Source organism: Aequorivita lipolytica (genome assembly GCF_007997135.1).
Taxonomy (GTDB): domain Bacteria; phylum Bacteroidota; class Bacteroidia; order Flavobacteriales; family Flavobacteriaceae; genus Aequorivita; species Aequorivita lipolytica.
The window spans coordinates 1-16309 of sequence record NZ_VORU01000002.1; the positions used below are offsets into that span (position 1 = coordinate 1).

Sequence of the window (16309 nt, forward strand, 5' to 3'; positions counted from 1 at the left end):
ATGCGAACCGGATGATTCTCTGGAACAAGATCATCATAACTTGGAGGGAGAAGACTCAGTTGGTTCTGGCTATTGGTCTTCCAAACTACGTTGCTTTTCATAGCATGAAAGTACAAAATTTCACGCTGTTGTCAAAATTATAAAACATAAAAAAGGCTGCCCTTTTTAGACAGCCTCTTTTTTTTTATCCCTATTTTAATTACTTCAAAAATAGCATGAGCTGTTTTGCTTTCGGCTGTATCACTAAAACGTGTTCGGCAACATTGGGCAATTCCTTCGAAAACACTTCCCCAATTTTCGCCTTTATTGAAGGAAAAATAGTTGTTTTCCACAATCAAAAAACTGTTAGGTTTTTTATAAAATAAAGTTAATTGGTTAAATATTAACCACTTACTTTGATTGGAAAGAGTAGGTTTATTGAAAAACTAAAAAAGAGAACTATGAAACCACTCCGAACACTTTTAATTGCCTCTTTTGCAACCGTGTTTTTTTCTTGCGGAAATTCACAACAAGCAACAACTGCCAGTATAAACAACACGCCATATACAAAAGGAACCATCCGCGAGGTGGCCAATATGGAGGGCAACAGCTGGAACAATGAAACAAATGAGACAGCATCTACTGATAATGACATTGAGCTCTATTGGATAGAGCTGAATAAAAAAGATTGGATAAAGCTGAAGAAAAAAGATATGACGCCCATGTATGATTATGTTAACATGAGCGAAGACCAAATCCTGAAATATCAACGCGGATATGTGGGCTATATCAACAATATGCAAAACAAGCATATTAGAAAGACCTTAGACCAAAAAGACTTATTGAAGCTGCAAGATGGAATTTTATATGATATTTTAATACCAGCACAGTATGATAAGTATCAGGAATGGAAAAGAAAAAATCAAATTACTAAATTATAGTTTTACCATTTAAAAATTTAAAAAGTAGCTCACGCCTCTTTTTTTATCCCTATTTAACTTCAAAGGTAGCATGAGCTGTTTTGCTTCCTAAATTTAAATAAAGACCGTATTTGCCCTTCGGCAGATAGTATTTTCCGTTTTCGGCCTTCTTTATTTTGGTGTCGGTTTTATCAAAGATTTTACTGCCTTTTTCAGTAATAGACAGATCATATTCCAACTCATTCACACCTTTTGTAGCTTCCACAGTGAGCTGTTGCAGTTCTTTTCCATCTTCGGTTTTGATGGTTATTGTTGCCTTTCCACTTTGTGGGCTGTTAAACTGAAATTTTGCTTCCGGCTCATACACTTCGCCCCAAGTACTCCATTTGCTTCCCCAACGGGGTGAGAAATTTGCAGATTCCATTTCAGAAATAACAACTTCATTTTTATTTTTTTCATTTAGTTTTTGTAGCAAGGAAATATCTGCAACATAAAGTGATCTTCCGTGGGTTCCCAAAACCAAATCCTTTGCTTCGGGCTGTATCACTAAATCGTGAACCGCAACGTTGGGCAAATCTTTTGAAAAAACTTCCCAACTTTCACCGCGATTGAAGGAAACATAGGCGCCATTATCGGTTCCTAAATACAACAGATTTTCATTTACGGGATCTTCTTTTATAACGTTTACTGGCGAAGCTGGTAAATTACTACTGATGTCCTTCCAAGTGGCGCCATAATTTTCGCTCACATACACATAGGGCTTAAAATCATCCCAACGATAACCGTTCAGTGAAACATACACCCTTTCTTTTTTATGCGAAGATGCAATCACACGGCTAACCCAAAGATCTTTTGGGAAACTGTCTGAAATCTTGATCCAATTTGCACCTGCATCCTTTGAAACATAGACCAATCCATCATCACTTCCTGTGTATAACAATCCGAATTGAAAAGCCGATTCGCTGATTGTTGTAAGCGTTCCGTAAGCTACATTGCCCGGTTTTCCGCCCTGCGTTAAATCTGCGGAAATGGCATTCCAGTCATCCCCTTGGTTCATGCTTCGCATTAATTTATTTCCACCCAAATAGAGAATGTCTTGATTGTGCTTGCTCAGCAAAATAGGCGTCTGCCAGTTGAAACGATACGGATTGTCACCCAAATCGTGTTTCGGCTGTATATAGACAGGCTCACCGCCATCTCTGTTCAATCTATAGTAATTACCAAACTGAAATCCGGAATAAACAATTTTACTGTTTCGGTTATCGATTTCCACCTGCATACCGTCGCCACCAAAGAGAAATTCATACGGATATTTTCCATTCTGCAACCAACCTGTGTTTGCCTCATAATCATGCGGACCTACCCAAACGCCGTTGTCCTGCAAACCGCCATAAACGTTATACTCTTTTTCGTGATCTACATTCACCGCATAAAACTGGCCTACTGCAGGGGTATTGTTCTTTATCCACGTTTTACCATCATCATAACTTATGTTTACGCCGCCGTCGTTACCATCAATCAAATGCCCAGATATTTTGGGGTTTATCCATAGCGCGTGATGGTCTACGTGTACGTTATCTGCATCTATGCTTGTTAAGGTTTTTCCGCCATCGGCAGATTTTAGGATTGGTACGCCGTACACATATATTTTGTTGGCATCGCTGGGATCAACGTGTATTTTTCCGAAGTAATAGCCGTAAGAATAATATAAATCATCCAAGAAACCTTCGTGAGTTTTATTCCAAGTTTTTCCGCCGTCTGTGCTTTTGTAAACCTCTGCGCCAATTACGGGCGTATCAAAAAGTGCGCTATTGGCATTTTCGAGATATTTTGAAACATCTTCAGGTTTTATGGTGCCTACACGTATCATTTGCTTTATGTTTTCAGCACGGTATTTTTCCTGAAAACCGTTCATTTTTAGAAATTGGTTCAGCTTCTTATCATCTAAATTTAGAAAGGCCGCAACATCCATTTTCTTGAAATCGTCTTTGGTGAGGATGTCGGTTTCTTCTTTTTTTGTTTCTTCTTTTCTGTGGAATTGATTGTCAACAATTAAATAAACCGTGTTATCGTCCACCACGGCAGTGCCCATCCGGCCCATTCCCTTGCCTGTTGGCAAGCCGCTATTTTCAGTAGAAATCTTGGTCCAAGTACTGCCTGCATCGGTGCTTTTATAAACACCGCTACCCTCGCCGCTACCTTCAAAATTCCATGCTTTTCGGTCTTTATCCCAAGCGGTTGCATACATTGTGTTGAAATTTTTAGGGTTTGTGGAAATTTCAATAATTCCTGTTTCATCGTTAATAAAAAGTGTTTTGTTCCAAGTTTTACCACCGTCCACCGTTTTAAAAACACCACGTTCGGCATTGCTGGAATATAAATGCCCAACAGCACCTACGATTATCTCATCGGAATTTGATGGATTTATAAGAATACTGCTTATATGGTGGCTGTCCATTAGCCCTACATTTTGCCAAGTTTTACCTTTGTCTTCGCTTTTCAGCAAACCAATACCTGCGTATGAAGAACGGGAGGCGTTCACCTCGCCCGTGCCAACCCAGATGGTGCCGCTTTGCCAATCTACCGCAACGCAACCCACATTTTGGGTTGGGCTATTGTCCATTACTGGTGTGAAGGAAGTGCCGTTATTAATGGTATGCCAAAGTCCGCCACTGGCGTAGCCCACGTAAAATTCTATGGGATTGTTGGGGTTTACCGCAAAATCTACCACGCGGCCGCTCATAATGCTGGGGCCAATACTTTTAAAAGGCAGGTTTTCAACAGGAGAAGCTTGTGCCAGCTGTACTTTTTGTTGCAGTCCAGTCTCTAAAGCTGCTGAAGAGGTGGCTGGTTGTTGCGAAAAAGTTACTGCCGTGGCAAGGCAAAGTGCTGAAAGTAAAAGGTTTTTCATAGAAGTGGTTTTGAAAAGGGAAAGTTACTTAAATGGGGCGGGTTTTGCAATGGGTTAGTTTAGGGATGAGGAATTAGCGATTAGCGAAGAGGGGAGGGTTTTTTGGTATGTTTGGATTGAATTATATAAAAGGGGGTAAATGCTCTCGGTTATTATCCATGTATAGCAATGTTCTAAAAAAGTTGATATGAATAATGAAATTTTAATTGAACACTCCCATAAAAAAACTAGATTTTCAAATCTTATATTGGACATTGTAAGTTTTTGGGTTCTATGGATTTTACATGGCATTCTATTTGAAAATTGGATAAAATCCATAACTGGAGAAGGTTCAGTAACAAACAATATTATTTATTTCTTTGTATTTTATTTTTTATACTACTTCATCATGGAATTTCTTTTTGGGCGAACAATCGGAAAATTCTTAACTGAAGAAGCCTAATTTTAAGACTTTACTAGTAAGAAATCTATGTAGGTTAATTCTTTTTGATGCATTTTCATACCTAATTTCTGAATCTGGTTGGCATAATACGATCTCAAAAACCACTGTAATAAACACATAAAAAACATTTGCTAACAAACAATTAAGCTAAAACAAAACCTTTCTTCAATATCTCGACCCAGCTTCATCCCAACTGCTTGGTTTATCATGAACGTACTCGAAGGGTCAGTACCAAGTTTTGTCGTTATTCATTTTTTAAAGGTTTTCGTGAATGCTCTGCATTTCTTCAGGCCTAGTCCTCATGGATAGCAAACCTTGAGGCTTTAAGGGTTCAAGCCTGTCCTTAGATTAGTCGAAGGATTACCACTGCACCCTCTAGTAATTATTTATCTTTCGGTAAAAAGATGTGCTTGCTGGGCACACTCAGTAAATAAGCTATAGCTGAATCTGTGCCCACTTCAAATTTGAACTATAATCAAAAACCCGAACTGAAAAACGCCACCTCAGAAACAGCTCGCATTCAGAAAACAATAAACCAATTATAAATTATTACATTTGCAACCGATGCAAAAACACAATCACATAAAAGCACTTTTCTTTTTAGGCATATTCAGCCTATTGTTGCTGCATCAGGTTGTGCCTCATTTTCATCATCAGCATGAAGTTGAACACTCGCATAATGCTGTTTCAAATAGTGACAGTCATAGCCATCATCACGATGTTCCAGAAAAAGAAAGCTCTAAAAAAGGACTTTTAGATTTATTTTTGGAAGTTCACATACATTCTTTAGTATCTAATGAAATAGTAGTAACGCACGAAAGTAGTGTAAAGAAACACAACGTTCAAAAGGATGTAAAAACCGCTATTCCTGTTAATCATTATAGCATTCCTATATACTATGATGAAGCCGAAAAGGTAGCGGTCTATCAACCACCCAATACGTATTTCAATCCATATCTCTCTTGCCTCGATTCACGAGGCCCACCCACGTTAGGTTAATCGTTTAGGAATACATTACCTCTGCGTAAGTATTCCATTTTACAAATTCAGATTAAACCTAAAATTTCAAACAATGAATAAATACATCGTATTCGCAATTTGCGGGTGCCTGTTCTTTGTTAATAGTTACTCACAGACTAACAATATTGAGGAACTGTTAAACGAAATCGAACAGAATAATACAGAGCTAAAAGGTTATCAAGCGTTTATTGAAAGCCAGCAACTCGAAAACAAGAGCACAAACAATTTGCCCGACCCACAGCTTTCTGGGTATTATTTGCCTTTTGGCGATAATGCAACGGGAGATTATACCGAATATCAAATTTCACAATCTTTTGAATTTCCTTCGGTTTATGGGGCACGTGGCAAATGGAACGCATCCAAATCGGAGCAATTAGCATCAGCTTATTCGACAAAAAGACAAGAAGTCTTATTGCAAGCAAAGGGCATTGCTTTAGAACTCGTTTTCTTGCAAAAGCAAAAAGTGATTGTTACCGAAAGAAGAACCCAAAGTAAACAGGTTTTTGACCAAATTCAGGAGCTATTTGATAAAGAACAAGTAGGGATTTTAGATTTGAACAAGGCTAAAATTGCTTGGATTCAAGAACAATTTGTAGTTCAACAGATTGAAAGCGAAATCCAAATTCAACTGTCTAAACTCAAAACTTTGAACGGTGGAAATCCTATTGACGGAACTTCATCACAAATAGTTTTGCCCGCTGAAATTGGAACAATTGAAAATCTTTGGCAGGAAAAATTGACAACTGACCCTCGATTGCAAGAATTGAAAGCCAATGAAGAAGCTTCGCTTCAAAAAATAAAATTGGAGAAAAACAAGGTGTTGCCCAATTTAGCACTAGGATATAATTATCAGGGTGTCAGCGGCAGCAACTATTCAGGGTTTTACGGTGGTGTCTCAATTCCATTATGGAGTAGTAAAAATAAGGTAAAGGCTGCCGAAGCAAATTATGAGTATCAGCAATCCAATACCGAAGTAATAACTTCCTCGCTTTACACACAGTTTCAAGAAACCTATAATCAATACGAGTTGATGTTCGAAAAATACAACGAGTATCAAACCACAATGGGCAATTTAGATAGTGAGCAATTACTGTTTAAGGCTTATCAATTGGGCGAGTATTCGTTTATGGATTATTATCTGGAGCTTCAGTTTTATCGCAATGCTTCAGATAAAATGTTGCAAATGGAAAAAGACCTACAACTACTTCAAGCGCAAATATTAAAACATCAATTATAAATTTTAAAACATACACTAATGAAAATTTCAAAAATAATATTTACAATAGCAATAGCATCAACTTTTTTGGTAAGCTCTTGTAGAGATACAAAAACCGAAGCAACAGACGACCACGGTCACGAACACGATGCCGATGGCGGTCATATGGATGAAGAAGATGTGGAACAGGAAGAATTTGAAGTAGGAAAAGATTCTATGGAAATAAAGACAGAGGAACACGGTCACGAACACGATACCGACGGTAATCACTCAAATGATTCTGAAACTCACAAACACGATGACGATTCTGAACACCACGACCACTAAAAAATAAAAAGATATAAAAGATGAGATATATACTAATAGTGCTCGCCTTTTTGGCGATGTCTTGCAACAACAAGGCAGAAGATGCACACGCACACAACGAAGATGGAACTCACGCTGGAGAAGAAATTCCTCGATTGGACCACACCATTTGGACAAATAAAACCGAATTATTTGTAGAATTTCCTGCCTTAATTGTTGGTAGTCCCAGCAGGTTTGCAGCCCACTTTACGGCGTTGGATAAACATCAACCTATTCGCGAAGGTTCGGTTACAGTAAGTTTGATAAAAAACGATAAAGGCTTGCGCAATACTGCGGAAGAACCCTCATCACCAGGCATATTTTCGCCAACAATTCAACCTAAAGAAGCGGGAACATACCAACTTGTTTTTGAATTGAAAACCCCTGAATATTCAGATAAAATCACGATAGATGATGTTACTGTTTATGCCAATACCGACGATGCAATAAAAGCATTAGGTATTGCCGAAGAAGATGGAAGCATATCATTTTTGAAAGAGCAGGCTTGGAAAATCGATTTTCAAACTGCACCTGTAGTTTCAGGTAAAATTTATGATGTCGTGAACACTTCTGGTGTATGGATGCCCTCGCCAGGTTCTGTAAAATCGTTGGCAGCAAAATCCAATGGTGTGGTCGATTTTAAAGTAAATAATCTCACGGAAGGCACAGCAGTAAAACAAGGTCAACTTTTAATGAGCTTGAATAGTCAAGGTCTGGCTTCCAATAATTTGAGTACAGGTATCGCTTCAGCGAAAGCGAAATACCAACAAGCCAAATCTGAATTTGATAGAAAGAAAGAGTTGTACGACTCTAAAATTGTCCCAAAATCTGAATTTGAAAAAGTGGAGAGCGATTTTGAGATAGCAAAAGCGAACTACCAATCACTAACATCAGGTGTTTCAGGAGGAAGTAAACAAATTCGCGCACCTTTTGACGGCTTCATTAAGTCCATTACAGTTTCCAATGGCGATTATGTAGAGCAAGGTGTGGCGTTGGTATCAATAGGTACACATCAATCCAAAGTGCTGAAAACACAGTTAGCACCCAACTATGGACTTTCAATGGAGAATGTACAAGGCATTTGGTATCAAACCAAAGATGGACAATGGGCAAACGTAACCGATGCCGAAGGGGAAATTCTCTCTATCGGTAAAGATGTGGAGCGTGAAAACCCATTGATTTCAGTTTTCGCAAAAGTGAATGTAGAGGTCGATATGCCAGAGGGAAGCTTAACGCCTGTTCAAATAGCGATGGGAACTGCCACCCAAAACACTATGATTCCTGTGAATGCCTTATTGGAAGATTATGGAAGTTATTCGGTTATCGTCCAGCTTTCAGGTGAAAGCTTTGAAAGAAGACCTGTGAAAATTGGAAAGCGCAATGGCGAAAATGTAGAAATACTTCAAGGTCTGGAAGTGGGCGAAGTAGTTGTCACAACAGGAGCATACCAAGTTAAAATGGCTTCTATGTCGGGTTCAACTCCTGCTCACGGTCACGAACACTAATGAAATGTTGAATTATAAATTTTGAATGATGAAAAACGAAAAAGACAATATCATTTTAAATAAGTCCTTTGAATTTGCATTGCAAATTATTGAGCTTTATAAACAAATGAAAGCTCAAAATGAATATGTGCTTTCCAGACAGCTATTAAGAAGTGGGACAAGTATTGGAGCCAATGTGGAAGAAGCGACTGCAGCCATTTCCAAAAAAGATTTTACAGCCAAAATGTCTATTTCATCAAAAGAAGCAAGAGAAACAAGGTATTGGTTGAAATTGATTGATAAAAGTAATCTCGTCGATGTGAATGTAAAACTTCATTTAAACGAAGTGGAACAACTCATCAATATACTTACCGCAATTGTCAAAACTTCTCAAAATAAATAATTTAACATTTAAAATCTAACACTTAAAATTTCTTATATGTTAAACAAAATATTATCAATTTCACTTCATAATAGATTGCTCATTCTGTTGGGAGCAGTTGCATTGAGCGTGTTGGGTATTTATTATGCCCGAACAATGAACGTAGATGTATTCCCAGACCTTACAGCGCCAACGGTAACTATTCTTACCGAAGCGCACGGAATGGAGTCTGAAGAAGTAGAAAAATTAGTTACCTATCAATTGGAAACAGCCTTAAATGGTTCGCCAAATGTGCGAAGAATTCGTTCTTCATCTGCATCTGGAATTTCCATTGTTTGGGTAGAATTTGAATGGGGAACCGATATTTATCGGGCACGGCAAATTGTAAGTGAGCGCATCCCGATGGTTCGTGAAAATTTACCCGAAGGTATTGGCGCACCAACAATGGCGCCTATTTCATCCATTATGGGAGAAATTATGCTCTTGGGTGTCACGTCCGATAGTTTGTCGCCAATGGAGTTAAGAACCCTTTCCGATTGGACAATCAGACCACGTATAAAAGCGATTGGAGGTATTGCAAATGTTGTAGTTATTGGTGGCGATTATAAGCAATACCAAGTATTTGCCAACCCTGAAAAGATGAAGCATTACAATGTAAGTCTTTCAGAACTGGTAGAGCACGTTAAGGAAGCAAACACCAATGCGCCAGGAGGCGTCATCAATCAATATGGAAATCAATACATTATCAAGGGAAGCGGTAGAGCTTATGCGTTAGAAGATTTACAGGAAGCAGTTTTAAAACAAGTCAATGGCCAAACCATAAAAATCAAGGACGTGGCAACCGTTCAAATTGGTGCTGCCGATAAAATTGGAGATGGTTCATTAAATGCAAAACCAGCAGTTATTTTAACCATTTCAAAACAACCCGAAGTTAACACCTTAGAATTGACAGACCGCTTGGATGAAGCGATTACCGACCTGGAAAAGACCCTACCAAAGGGCGTCAACATCAAAAGTCAAATCTTTAGGCAGTCCGATTTTATTGATGCTTCTATTAGTAATTTGAACCAGACCTTATTGGAAGGAGCATTCTTTGTAATGATAATTCTTTTCATCTTTTTAATGAATTGGAGAACCACCTTAATATCCTTATTGGCAATTCCTATTTCATTATTGGTGTCTATCATCATTTTAAAATGGTTGGGTTATACCATCAACACAATGAGTTTGGGCGGAATGGCAATTGCAATTGGTGCTTTGGTGGACGACGCCATTATTGATGTGGAAAATGTCTATAAACGCTTGCGTGAAAATATTAGAAAACCAAAAGCAGAACGCGAATCAACTATAACGGTTGTTCGTGATGCTTCTGTAGAAATACGAAGTTCCATCATTATTGCAACTTTGATTATTATCGTATCCTTTATTCCGTTATTCTTTTTAAGCGGAATGGAAGGACGATTATTACAACCGTTAGGGATAGCATTTGTCACTTCGGTCTTGACATCGTTGATTGTTGCAGTAACAGTTACACCTATTTTATGCTCCTATTTATTGAACAACGAAAAGTTGTTGAACAAACAAGCAGACGGCACACGTGTGGAGCGTTGGTTACAAAAACATTATGGCAACCTCTTGGAACGAGCCACTAAAATTCCCAAAACCATTATTGGAACTACAGTAATTGCCTTTATCATCAGTCTTTTGGTTTTAACACAATTGGGGAGAAGTTTTTTACCTGAATTTAATGAAGGCTCTTTGGTTATTAGTGTTGTTGGCCCACCCGGAATGTCTTTGGAAGAAAGTAACAAAACAGGGAATTTAATAGAGACCATATTATTGGATTTACCCGAAGTGGAAGTTGTTACCCGAAGACAAGGGCGTGCCGAATTGGACGAACACGCACAGGGTGTAAATGCTTCCGAAATTGATGTGCCATTTGTTTTAAATGACAAAACCAAAGAAGAATTTTTCGAGGAAGTCCGAAACAAATTGAGTATTGCACCAGGTGTTAATATTACCTTGGGACAACCTATTGCGCACCGAATTGACCATATGCTTTCAGGTACACGAGCCAATATTGCAATTAAGATATTCGGTTCAGATTTGCAACGTTTGTTTGAAGTTGGTAAAAGCGTAGAGCAAAATATTAAAGACATTAATGGATTGGCAGATGTTGCGGTTGATCAACAAATTGAAGTACCACAAATACGCATCCAACCCAAACGTCAAATTCTTTCAGCTTATGGAATGACAGTTGGTAATTTAATGGAGCAAGTAGATATTGCTTTTGCAGGCGAAGAAGCAGGCGAGATTTATGAAGGACAGCAGTATTTTGATTTAGTGGTTCGCTATGAAAAACCGTTTCGAGATGATATAGAAAACATCGGCAATGCTTTAATCAGTTTACCAAAAGGTGGTCAAACCACTTTGGGCGAACTGGCAACGGTAGCTTCTGTAAGCAGTCCAAATACGATTAATCGAGAAGATGTACAACGTAAAATTGTAGTGGCTGCCAATGTTCAGGGCAGGGATTTACGTGGAGCAGTAAACGAAATAAAGGAAGTTGTTGCAAATAACGTGAATATGCCAGAAGGCTATCGAGTGCAATATGGTGGACAGTTTGAAAGCGAGTCTAAAGCATCACAGTTGCTTATGATAACCGCAATCATTGCAATAGCTATTATATTTTTGTTACTATACTATGAATTTAAAGATGTGAAATTGGCTTTTGTCGTATTGATAAATCTGCCCTTGGCTTTGATTGGAGGAATCTTGATAGTGTATTTTACATCAGGTATCATCAGTATTGCAGCAACAATTGGTTTTATTAGTTTGTTCGGTATAGCAACCCGTAATGGAATCTTATTAGTTTCTCGTTATGAGGATTTGAGAAAAGAAGGAATGAAAGGATTTCAGCTAATCAAAACAGGAGCATTGGACAGATTGAATCCAATCCTAATGACAGCCTTTACAACAGGTTTGGCATTAATACCATTGGCATTGAAAGGTGGCGAACCAGGAAGTGAAATACAAAGCCCAATGGCTGTGGTTATTTTGGGTGGTTTGTTATCGGCTACGGTGCTAAACTTGGTAGTTATTCCTTGTGTGTATCAGTTGGTAATTAGAAAAAAGTAGTTTTTATTACACAATAAAATTTAAAACAGGGCTGTTGAAAATGTAACAACAGCCCTAATTTTTTAACCGATTTTAAAACAATCTGATAACCTAACTTAAATAGACCATTTACGAAATAATTTAGTTTGACAAAGCCAACGCTAAAAGCAATACACATTTGCAATTATTCACGAATTTAATAGTGGTTCTGGTGTTAGTGAATATTTCACATTTCGCTCAATGCCAACGCTACAACAAATATTGCAAAAGAGTATATCTTGCCAACGCTCAAATCAATAATTTTTAATTGTACCTATGACGCTGGGTGCTTTAGGATATTATGTTATGTCAATTAAAAAAATTTATGAAAAAAAGCTATTGTTTTCAATTATATTCGGAATTGGTGGAATTTTAATTATTACACTTTTAAGTGGCCTTTATAGAAATTTTATAAATTTGATTTCACTAGCACTTTTGTAAAGTATGTGACTTTAACTTTTAAACGTTGTGCCTTTGCGGGCATAAAAGATAAATATTTAAATAAACAATATGAATTGGATATATAGTAGCAACGACCCGCTTTTTCAGACCTTAATAGGTTGTTTCATTATTTTTGTGGTCATCATAATTTTTACCAGGATCAGCGGTCTTAGAGCCTTTGCAAAATTTACCGCTTATGATTTTGCTTTTACCGTGGCTATTGGTAGTATTATTTCATCAACACTAACCTCATCCACATCTTTGGCTCATGGTGCTATTGCAATTGGGGGTCTTCTATTAATAACATTAATCTTTTCTTACCTACAACGAAAATTCCCAGCTTTAAGTAGATTAATATCAAACGCAGCTTTGCTTTTAATGGATGGCAACACAATTTTGCATGAGAATTTAAAAAATGCCCGAATAGAAGAGAATCAGTTAATTACTAAATTACGTGAGGCCAATGTACTCAACTATGACCAAGTTTTTGCCGTTGTGCTTGAAGCTACGGGAGATATCTCGGTGTTGCATGCAGCCGACAGTAATAAAAATGAGCGATTCGACAAAAAATTACTTTCAGGTGTGAGAAAAATACCATAATATAATTGGTTGTCCTTTACATCTATAAATAACGAAATGCGCGGTCGTAAGTTTAAGAAAAAATGAGAAAAATTCTACTTATCATATTTTATGTGATTGCAATAATTTCTGCGATTGGCTCTATACTTTCCATACTTAGGAATGCGGAAATTCGCTATTTAAAGATGCTTGATTTTCCACGCATTCAATTATTCATCGCTTCACTAATATGTTTGATAGCACTCTGGATAATTATAAAGAAGTGGAAATGGTATGATTATCTAATAATTTTCGGGCTGTTAAGTGGATTGTTTATTAATAGTACCTTCTTAATCAATTATACAAGCATAGTTCCCGTAGAAGTACCTTGGGCAAAAGATTTAAAATCTTCTAATGACCAATTCAGTCTTTTATTAGCGAATGTAAAGATGTCCAACAAAAATGCACAGCCCTTAATTGAATTGATCGACCTAAAAAAACCTGATTTGATTTTGGCAATGGAAGTAGATGAGTGGTGGAACGAAGAACTGAAAGTTCTGAAAAATGAATTTCCCTATTCTCAACACACAATCAACGAGGTTGCTTACGGCATGGTTTTGTACAGTAAATTTCCGTTAAAAGAGGTAGAAGTAGATTATTTAAACAATAAAAAAGTGCCTTCTTTTGAGACTACCATTACGCTCGTTAATGGTAAAAATATCAGTTTCCATTCGGTCCATCCTGTTCCACCTACGCATTTTAAGGACCTGCCCGACAATGCAGGTCAACAAGCAACTGCGCTACAAAAATTGGGCAAAGAAATTAAGGGTCGCAAATTCCCGACAATCGTAGCTGGAGATTTAAACGATGTAGTTTGGTCTTACGTAGATGACTTGACGGGTACAGAAAATATACTTTATGACGTTAGAGTGGGAAGAGGTTTCTTTAATAGTTATAACGCAAAGAGCTTTATAATGCGATGGCCGTTAGACCACGTTTTTGTAACCGAAGAATTTCGATTGCAAAAATTGGAACGTTTACCAAAAATTGGTTCAGACCATTTTCCAATGTTTGTGAAATTGCTATTAAAAAAATAGTTTGCCCCGAATGGTTTAAGCAAAATGTAATGCGCTTAATAAATAAAAAGAATAATTGATAAAAATCCACTAGAAAAATGATGGCAATTATTGTAGTTGCACTTATCGGCGCAAGCCCATTATCGGTTGCCGCGTTGTCAGGTTCTATACTATTATCAAATTTACCAGAAGCCGCAGGTGGAGCCAAAGAGATGTCAAAAAACGATAATTCAAAAAAGAAGGTTCTTATGTTTTGGATAGGTATTGCACTAATACTCTCCGCATCTGCGCTATTGGGCTATTGGGCTATTATTTATTAGCAGATGTTTCCCAAGAATATTTGAATTATATAAAATGTTTTGCAGGCGGAGCGGTTGTTGCATCACTAGCTTTGGAAGTTTTTCCGAAATCTTTTAAAAAGGATAAATATTAGACAGGATTAGCAACAACAATTGGTTTAATTTTGGCATTATACTTAAACACTTTAGCCCAATAAAATACTGCCGGCAAAAAGGTATCCCATAAAAGTACAGCACCTCTAACATCTCCCGTAATTAATACACTTTTAACCCTTTCCCTCGCTTCAATAACTTTGAAATAATTAATTTTGTATTTCGACTGCGCTCAGCAACCCCCATATGGTAAAGTTTAATGATTTAACAGCTAACATTATTTATTAAAAAAACACTACAAATGAAGTACGATCAAATACCCAGCAAACTCTTTATAAAAAACCGCAAAAACTTTATGGCACAGATGAAGCCCAAGAGTGTTGCGGTTTTTAACAGTAACGATATATACCCAATAGGTGCAGACAGCACCATGCCCTTTCAGCAGGCGCGCGATATTTTTTACTTAACCGGAGCTGACCAAGAGGAAACGATATTGGTTCTTTTTCCAGACGCACCAAATAAAGACCATCGCGAAATGCTCTTTGTACGTGAAACCAACGACCACATTGCCGTTTGGGAAGGTGAAAAACTAACCAAAGAAAAAGGCACTGAGGTAAGCGGAATAAAATCGGTTTACTGGTTAAAGGAATTCGACAAGATTTTCTTTGAAGTAATGACGCAGGCCGAACGCGTTTATTTCAACACTAACGAGCATTACCGACAAAGTGTGGAAACCGAAACCCGCGAAGATCGTTTCATTAAAAACACAAAAGAAAAATTCCCTGCGCACAGCTGGGAGCGCAGCAATCCAATCCTTCAGGCTTTGCGCGCCGTAAAAGATCAAGTTGAAATTGATTTAATACAGACAGCTTGCGATATTACTGAAAAAGGACTTAGAAGAGTTTTGAATTTCGTAAAACCAGGCGTTTGGGAATACGAGATTGAAGCCGAATATATGCACGAATTTTTAAGAAACCGTTCGCGCGGTTTTGCCTATACACCTATTGTAGGTAGTGGAAACAATGCAAACGTTTTACACTATGTGGTTAACAATCAACAATGTAAAAAGGGTGACTTAATATTGATGGACGTAGGCGCAGAATATGCAAATTACGCTAGCGATATGACCCGAACCATTCCCGTGAGTGGAAAATTCAGCAAACGCCAGCGCGAAGTTTATGATGCCGTAAAACGTGTAAAAGACGATGCAACAAAAATGCTTGTGCCAGGAAATTATTGGAAAGAATTTCATGAAGAAGTAGGGAAATTGATGACCAAAGAACTGCTAGGTCTAAAACTATTGGACAAGGCCGATGTTAAAAACGAAGATCCAAAATGGCCTGCCTATAAAAAATACTTTATGCACGGCACCAGCCACCATATGGGTCTTGATACGCATGATTACGGAGTGCTTTGGGAAAAAATGACCGACAATATGGTTTTCACCGTTGAACCGGGAATCTACATTCCAGAGGAAGGTTTTGGCATTCGCTTGGAAGACGATGTGGTTATCCAGAAAAAAGGCGAGCCTTTTAATTTGATGCGTAATATTCCCATTGAAGCCGAAGAGATTGAGGAAATTATGAATAAATAAAATTTAGAAAAAAGAGTGAAGAATAGAGACCTACACAGTTTATTAAGCTTGTAGGTCTTTTTTTCAAAAACAACAATTATGGACACCTCTTTTCTTTATGTTGGTATTTTTATAATCCTACTCGGAATAGTGGTAAAGCATTTCAAACTTTATTTCCTCATTGCAGGCTACAATACAATGAGCAAAGCCGATAAGAAAAAAGTGAAGATTGAAAAAGTAGCTACGCTATTAAGAAATGTATTTACTATTATAGGTGTGTCAATTATTTTATTGGGGATTACAAGTTCATATTTGGAAAACCCTGAAATGGCTAGCTATCTGTTTTTTCCAGTAGTAATAGTAAGTGTTATATACATGTTAGTCAAATCTAATTCTAAAGCCTATAAAAATTAG

The 16309-nt window shown here is 37.5% G+C and carries 13 protein-coding genes; 12 read left to right on the plus strand and 1 reads right to left on the minus strand.

Annotation, left to right across the window (positions count from 1 at the left end; all coding sequences use genetic code 11):
* The first annotated feature begins 440 nt into the window (after positions 1 to 440).
* Positions 441 to 920, plus strand: coding sequence for a hypothetical protein (locus tag ESV24_RS02460; protein WP_111814995.1), 480 nt, complete (start codon positions 441 to 443; stop codon positions 918 to 920).
* Between the two features lie 49 nt (positions 921 to 969).
* Here the strand turns inward: ESV24_RS02460 and ESV24_RS02465 are convergent, their stop codons facing one another.
* Positions 970 to 3810, minus strand: coding sequence for a WD40/YVTN/BNR-like repeat-containing protein (locus ESV24_RS02465; protein WP_111814997.1), 2841 nt, complete (start codon positions 3808 to 3810; stop codon positions 970 to 972).
* 1006 nt (positions 3811 to 4816) lie between these two features.
* Here ESV24_RS02465 and ESV24_RS02475 point away from each other — a divergent pair.
* From ESV24_RS02475 to ESV24_RS02525, 11 genes are all read left to right on the plus strand, one after another.
* Entirely contained in the window at positions 4817 to 5251 is a 435-nt protein-coding gene (locus ESV24_RS02475; protein ID WP_111815001.1) for a hypothetical protein, read from the plus strand.
* Positions 5252 to 5324: 73 nt separating this feature from the next.
* Positions 5325 to 6509, plus strand: a complete 1185-nt coding sequence (locus ESV24_RS02480; protein WP_111815003.1) for a TolC family protein — start codon at positions 5325 to 5327, stop codon at positions 6507 to 6509.
* An 18-nt stretch (positions 6510 to 6527) separates the two neighbouring features.
* A complete protein-coding gene (locus ESV24_RS02485) occupies positions 6528 to 6815 on the plus strand; it encodes a hypothetical protein (protein WP_111815005.1) in 288 nt (95 codons plus the stop codon).
* A gap of 20 nt (positions 6816 to 6835) precedes the next feature.
* Positions 6836 to 8338, plus strand: coding sequence for an efflux RND transporter periplasmic adaptor subunit (locus ESV24_RS02490; protein ID WP_111815007.1), 1503 nt, complete (start codon positions 6836 to 6838; stop codon positions 8336 to 8338).
* 28 nt (positions 8339 to 8366) lie between these two features.
* Complete coding sequence (locus ESV24_RS02495; RefSeq protein ID WP_111815009.1) at positions 8367 to 8720, plus strand: four helix bundle protein; 354 nt, start codon at positions 8367 to 8369, stop codon at positions 8718 to 8720.
* Between the two features lie 36 nt (positions 8721 to 8756).
* Positions 8757 to 11837, plus strand: coding sequence for an efflux RND transporter permease subunit (locus tag ESV24_RS02500; RefSeq protein ID WP_111815011.1), 3081 nt, complete (start codon positions 8757 to 8759; stop codon positions 11835 to 11837).
* 528 nt (positions 11838 to 12365) lie between these two features.
* Positions 12366 to 12896: a DUF421 domain-containing protein gene (locus ESV24_RS02505; protein ID WP_111815012.1), complete on the plus strand. Its 531-nt coding sequence runs from the start codon at positions 12366 to 12368 to the stop codon at positions 12894 to 12896.
* 62 nt (positions 12897 to 12958) lie between these two features.
* Positions 12959 to 13951, plus strand: coding sequence for an endonuclease/exonuclease/phosphatase family protein (locus ESV24_RS02510; protein ID WP_111815014.1), 993 nt, complete (start codon positions 12959 to 12961; stop codon positions 13949 to 13951).
* 77 nt (positions 13952 to 14028) lie between these two features.
* Positions 14029 to 14250 (plus strand): ZIP family metal transporter, encoded by a 222-nt coding sequence (locus tag ESV24_RS15425; protein WP_200829511.1) that lies wholly within the window; start codon positions 14029 to 14031, stop codon positions 14248 to 14250.
* A 373-nt stretch (positions 14251 to 14623) separates the two neighbouring features.
* Entirely contained in the window at positions 14624 to 15916 is a 1293-nt protein-coding gene (locus tag ESV24_RS02520) for an aminopeptidase P family protein (RefSeq protein ID WP_111815016.1), read from the plus strand.
* Between the two features lie 78 nt (positions 15917 to 15994).
* The gene (locus ESV24_RS02525) at positions 15995 to 16309 is read left to right on the plus strand and encodes a DUF3784 domain-containing protein (protein WP_111815018.1); all 315 of its coding nucleotides are present in this window, start codon (positions 15995 to 15997) and stop codon (positions 16307 to 16309) included.

Coding starts and splice junctions, on each gene's coding strand:
- ESV24_RS02490 (WP_111815007.1), top strand. CDS start 6,836: ATGAGATATATACTAATAGTGCTCGCCTTTTTGGCGATGTCTTGCAAC.
- ESV24_RS02510 (WP_111815014.1), top strand. CDS start 12,959: ATGAGAAAAATTCTACTTATCATATTTTATGTGATTGCAATAATTTCT.
- ESV24_RS02520 (WP_111815016.1), top strand. CDS start 14,624: ATGAAGTACGATCAAATACCCAGCAAACTCTTTATAAAAAACCGCAAA.
- ESV24_RS02465 (WP_111814997.1), bottom strand. CDS start 3,810: ATGAAAAACCTTTTACTTTCAGCACTTTGCCTTGCCACGGCAGTAACT.
- ESV24_RS02485 (WP_111815005.1), top strand. CDS start 6,528: ATGAAAATTTCAAAAATAATATTTACAATAGCAATAGCATCAACTTTT.
- ESV24_RS02475 (WP_111815001.1), top strand. CDS start 4,817: ATGCAAAAACACAATCACATAAAAGCACTTTTCTTTTTAGGCATATTC.
- ESV24_RS02500 (WP_111815011.1), top strand. CDS start 8,757: ATGTTAAACAAAATATTATCAATTTCACTTCATAATAGATTGCTCATT.
- ESV24_RS02460 (WP_111814995.1), top strand. CDS start 441: ATGAAACCACTCCGAACACTTTTAATTGCCTCTTTTGCAACCGTGTTT.
- ESV24_RS02495 (WP_111815009.1), top strand. CDS start 8,367: ATGAAAAACGAAAAAGACAATATCATTTTAAATAAGTCCTTTGAATTT.
- ESV24_RS02480 (WP_111815003.1), top strand. CDS start 5,325: ATGAATAAATACATCGTATTCGCAATTTGCGGGTGCCTGTTCTTTGTT.
- ESV24_RS02505 (WP_111815012.1), top strand. CDS start 12,366: ATGAATTGGATATATAGTAGCAACGACCCGCTTTTTCAGACCTTAATA.
- ESV24_RS02525 (WP_111815018.1), top strand. CDS start 15,995: ATGGACACCTCTTTTCTTTATGTTGGTATTTTTATAATCCTACTCGGA.
- ESV24_RS15425 (WP_200829511.1), top strand. CDS start 14,029: ATGATGGCAATTATTGTAGTTGCACTTATCGGCGCAAGCCCATTATCG.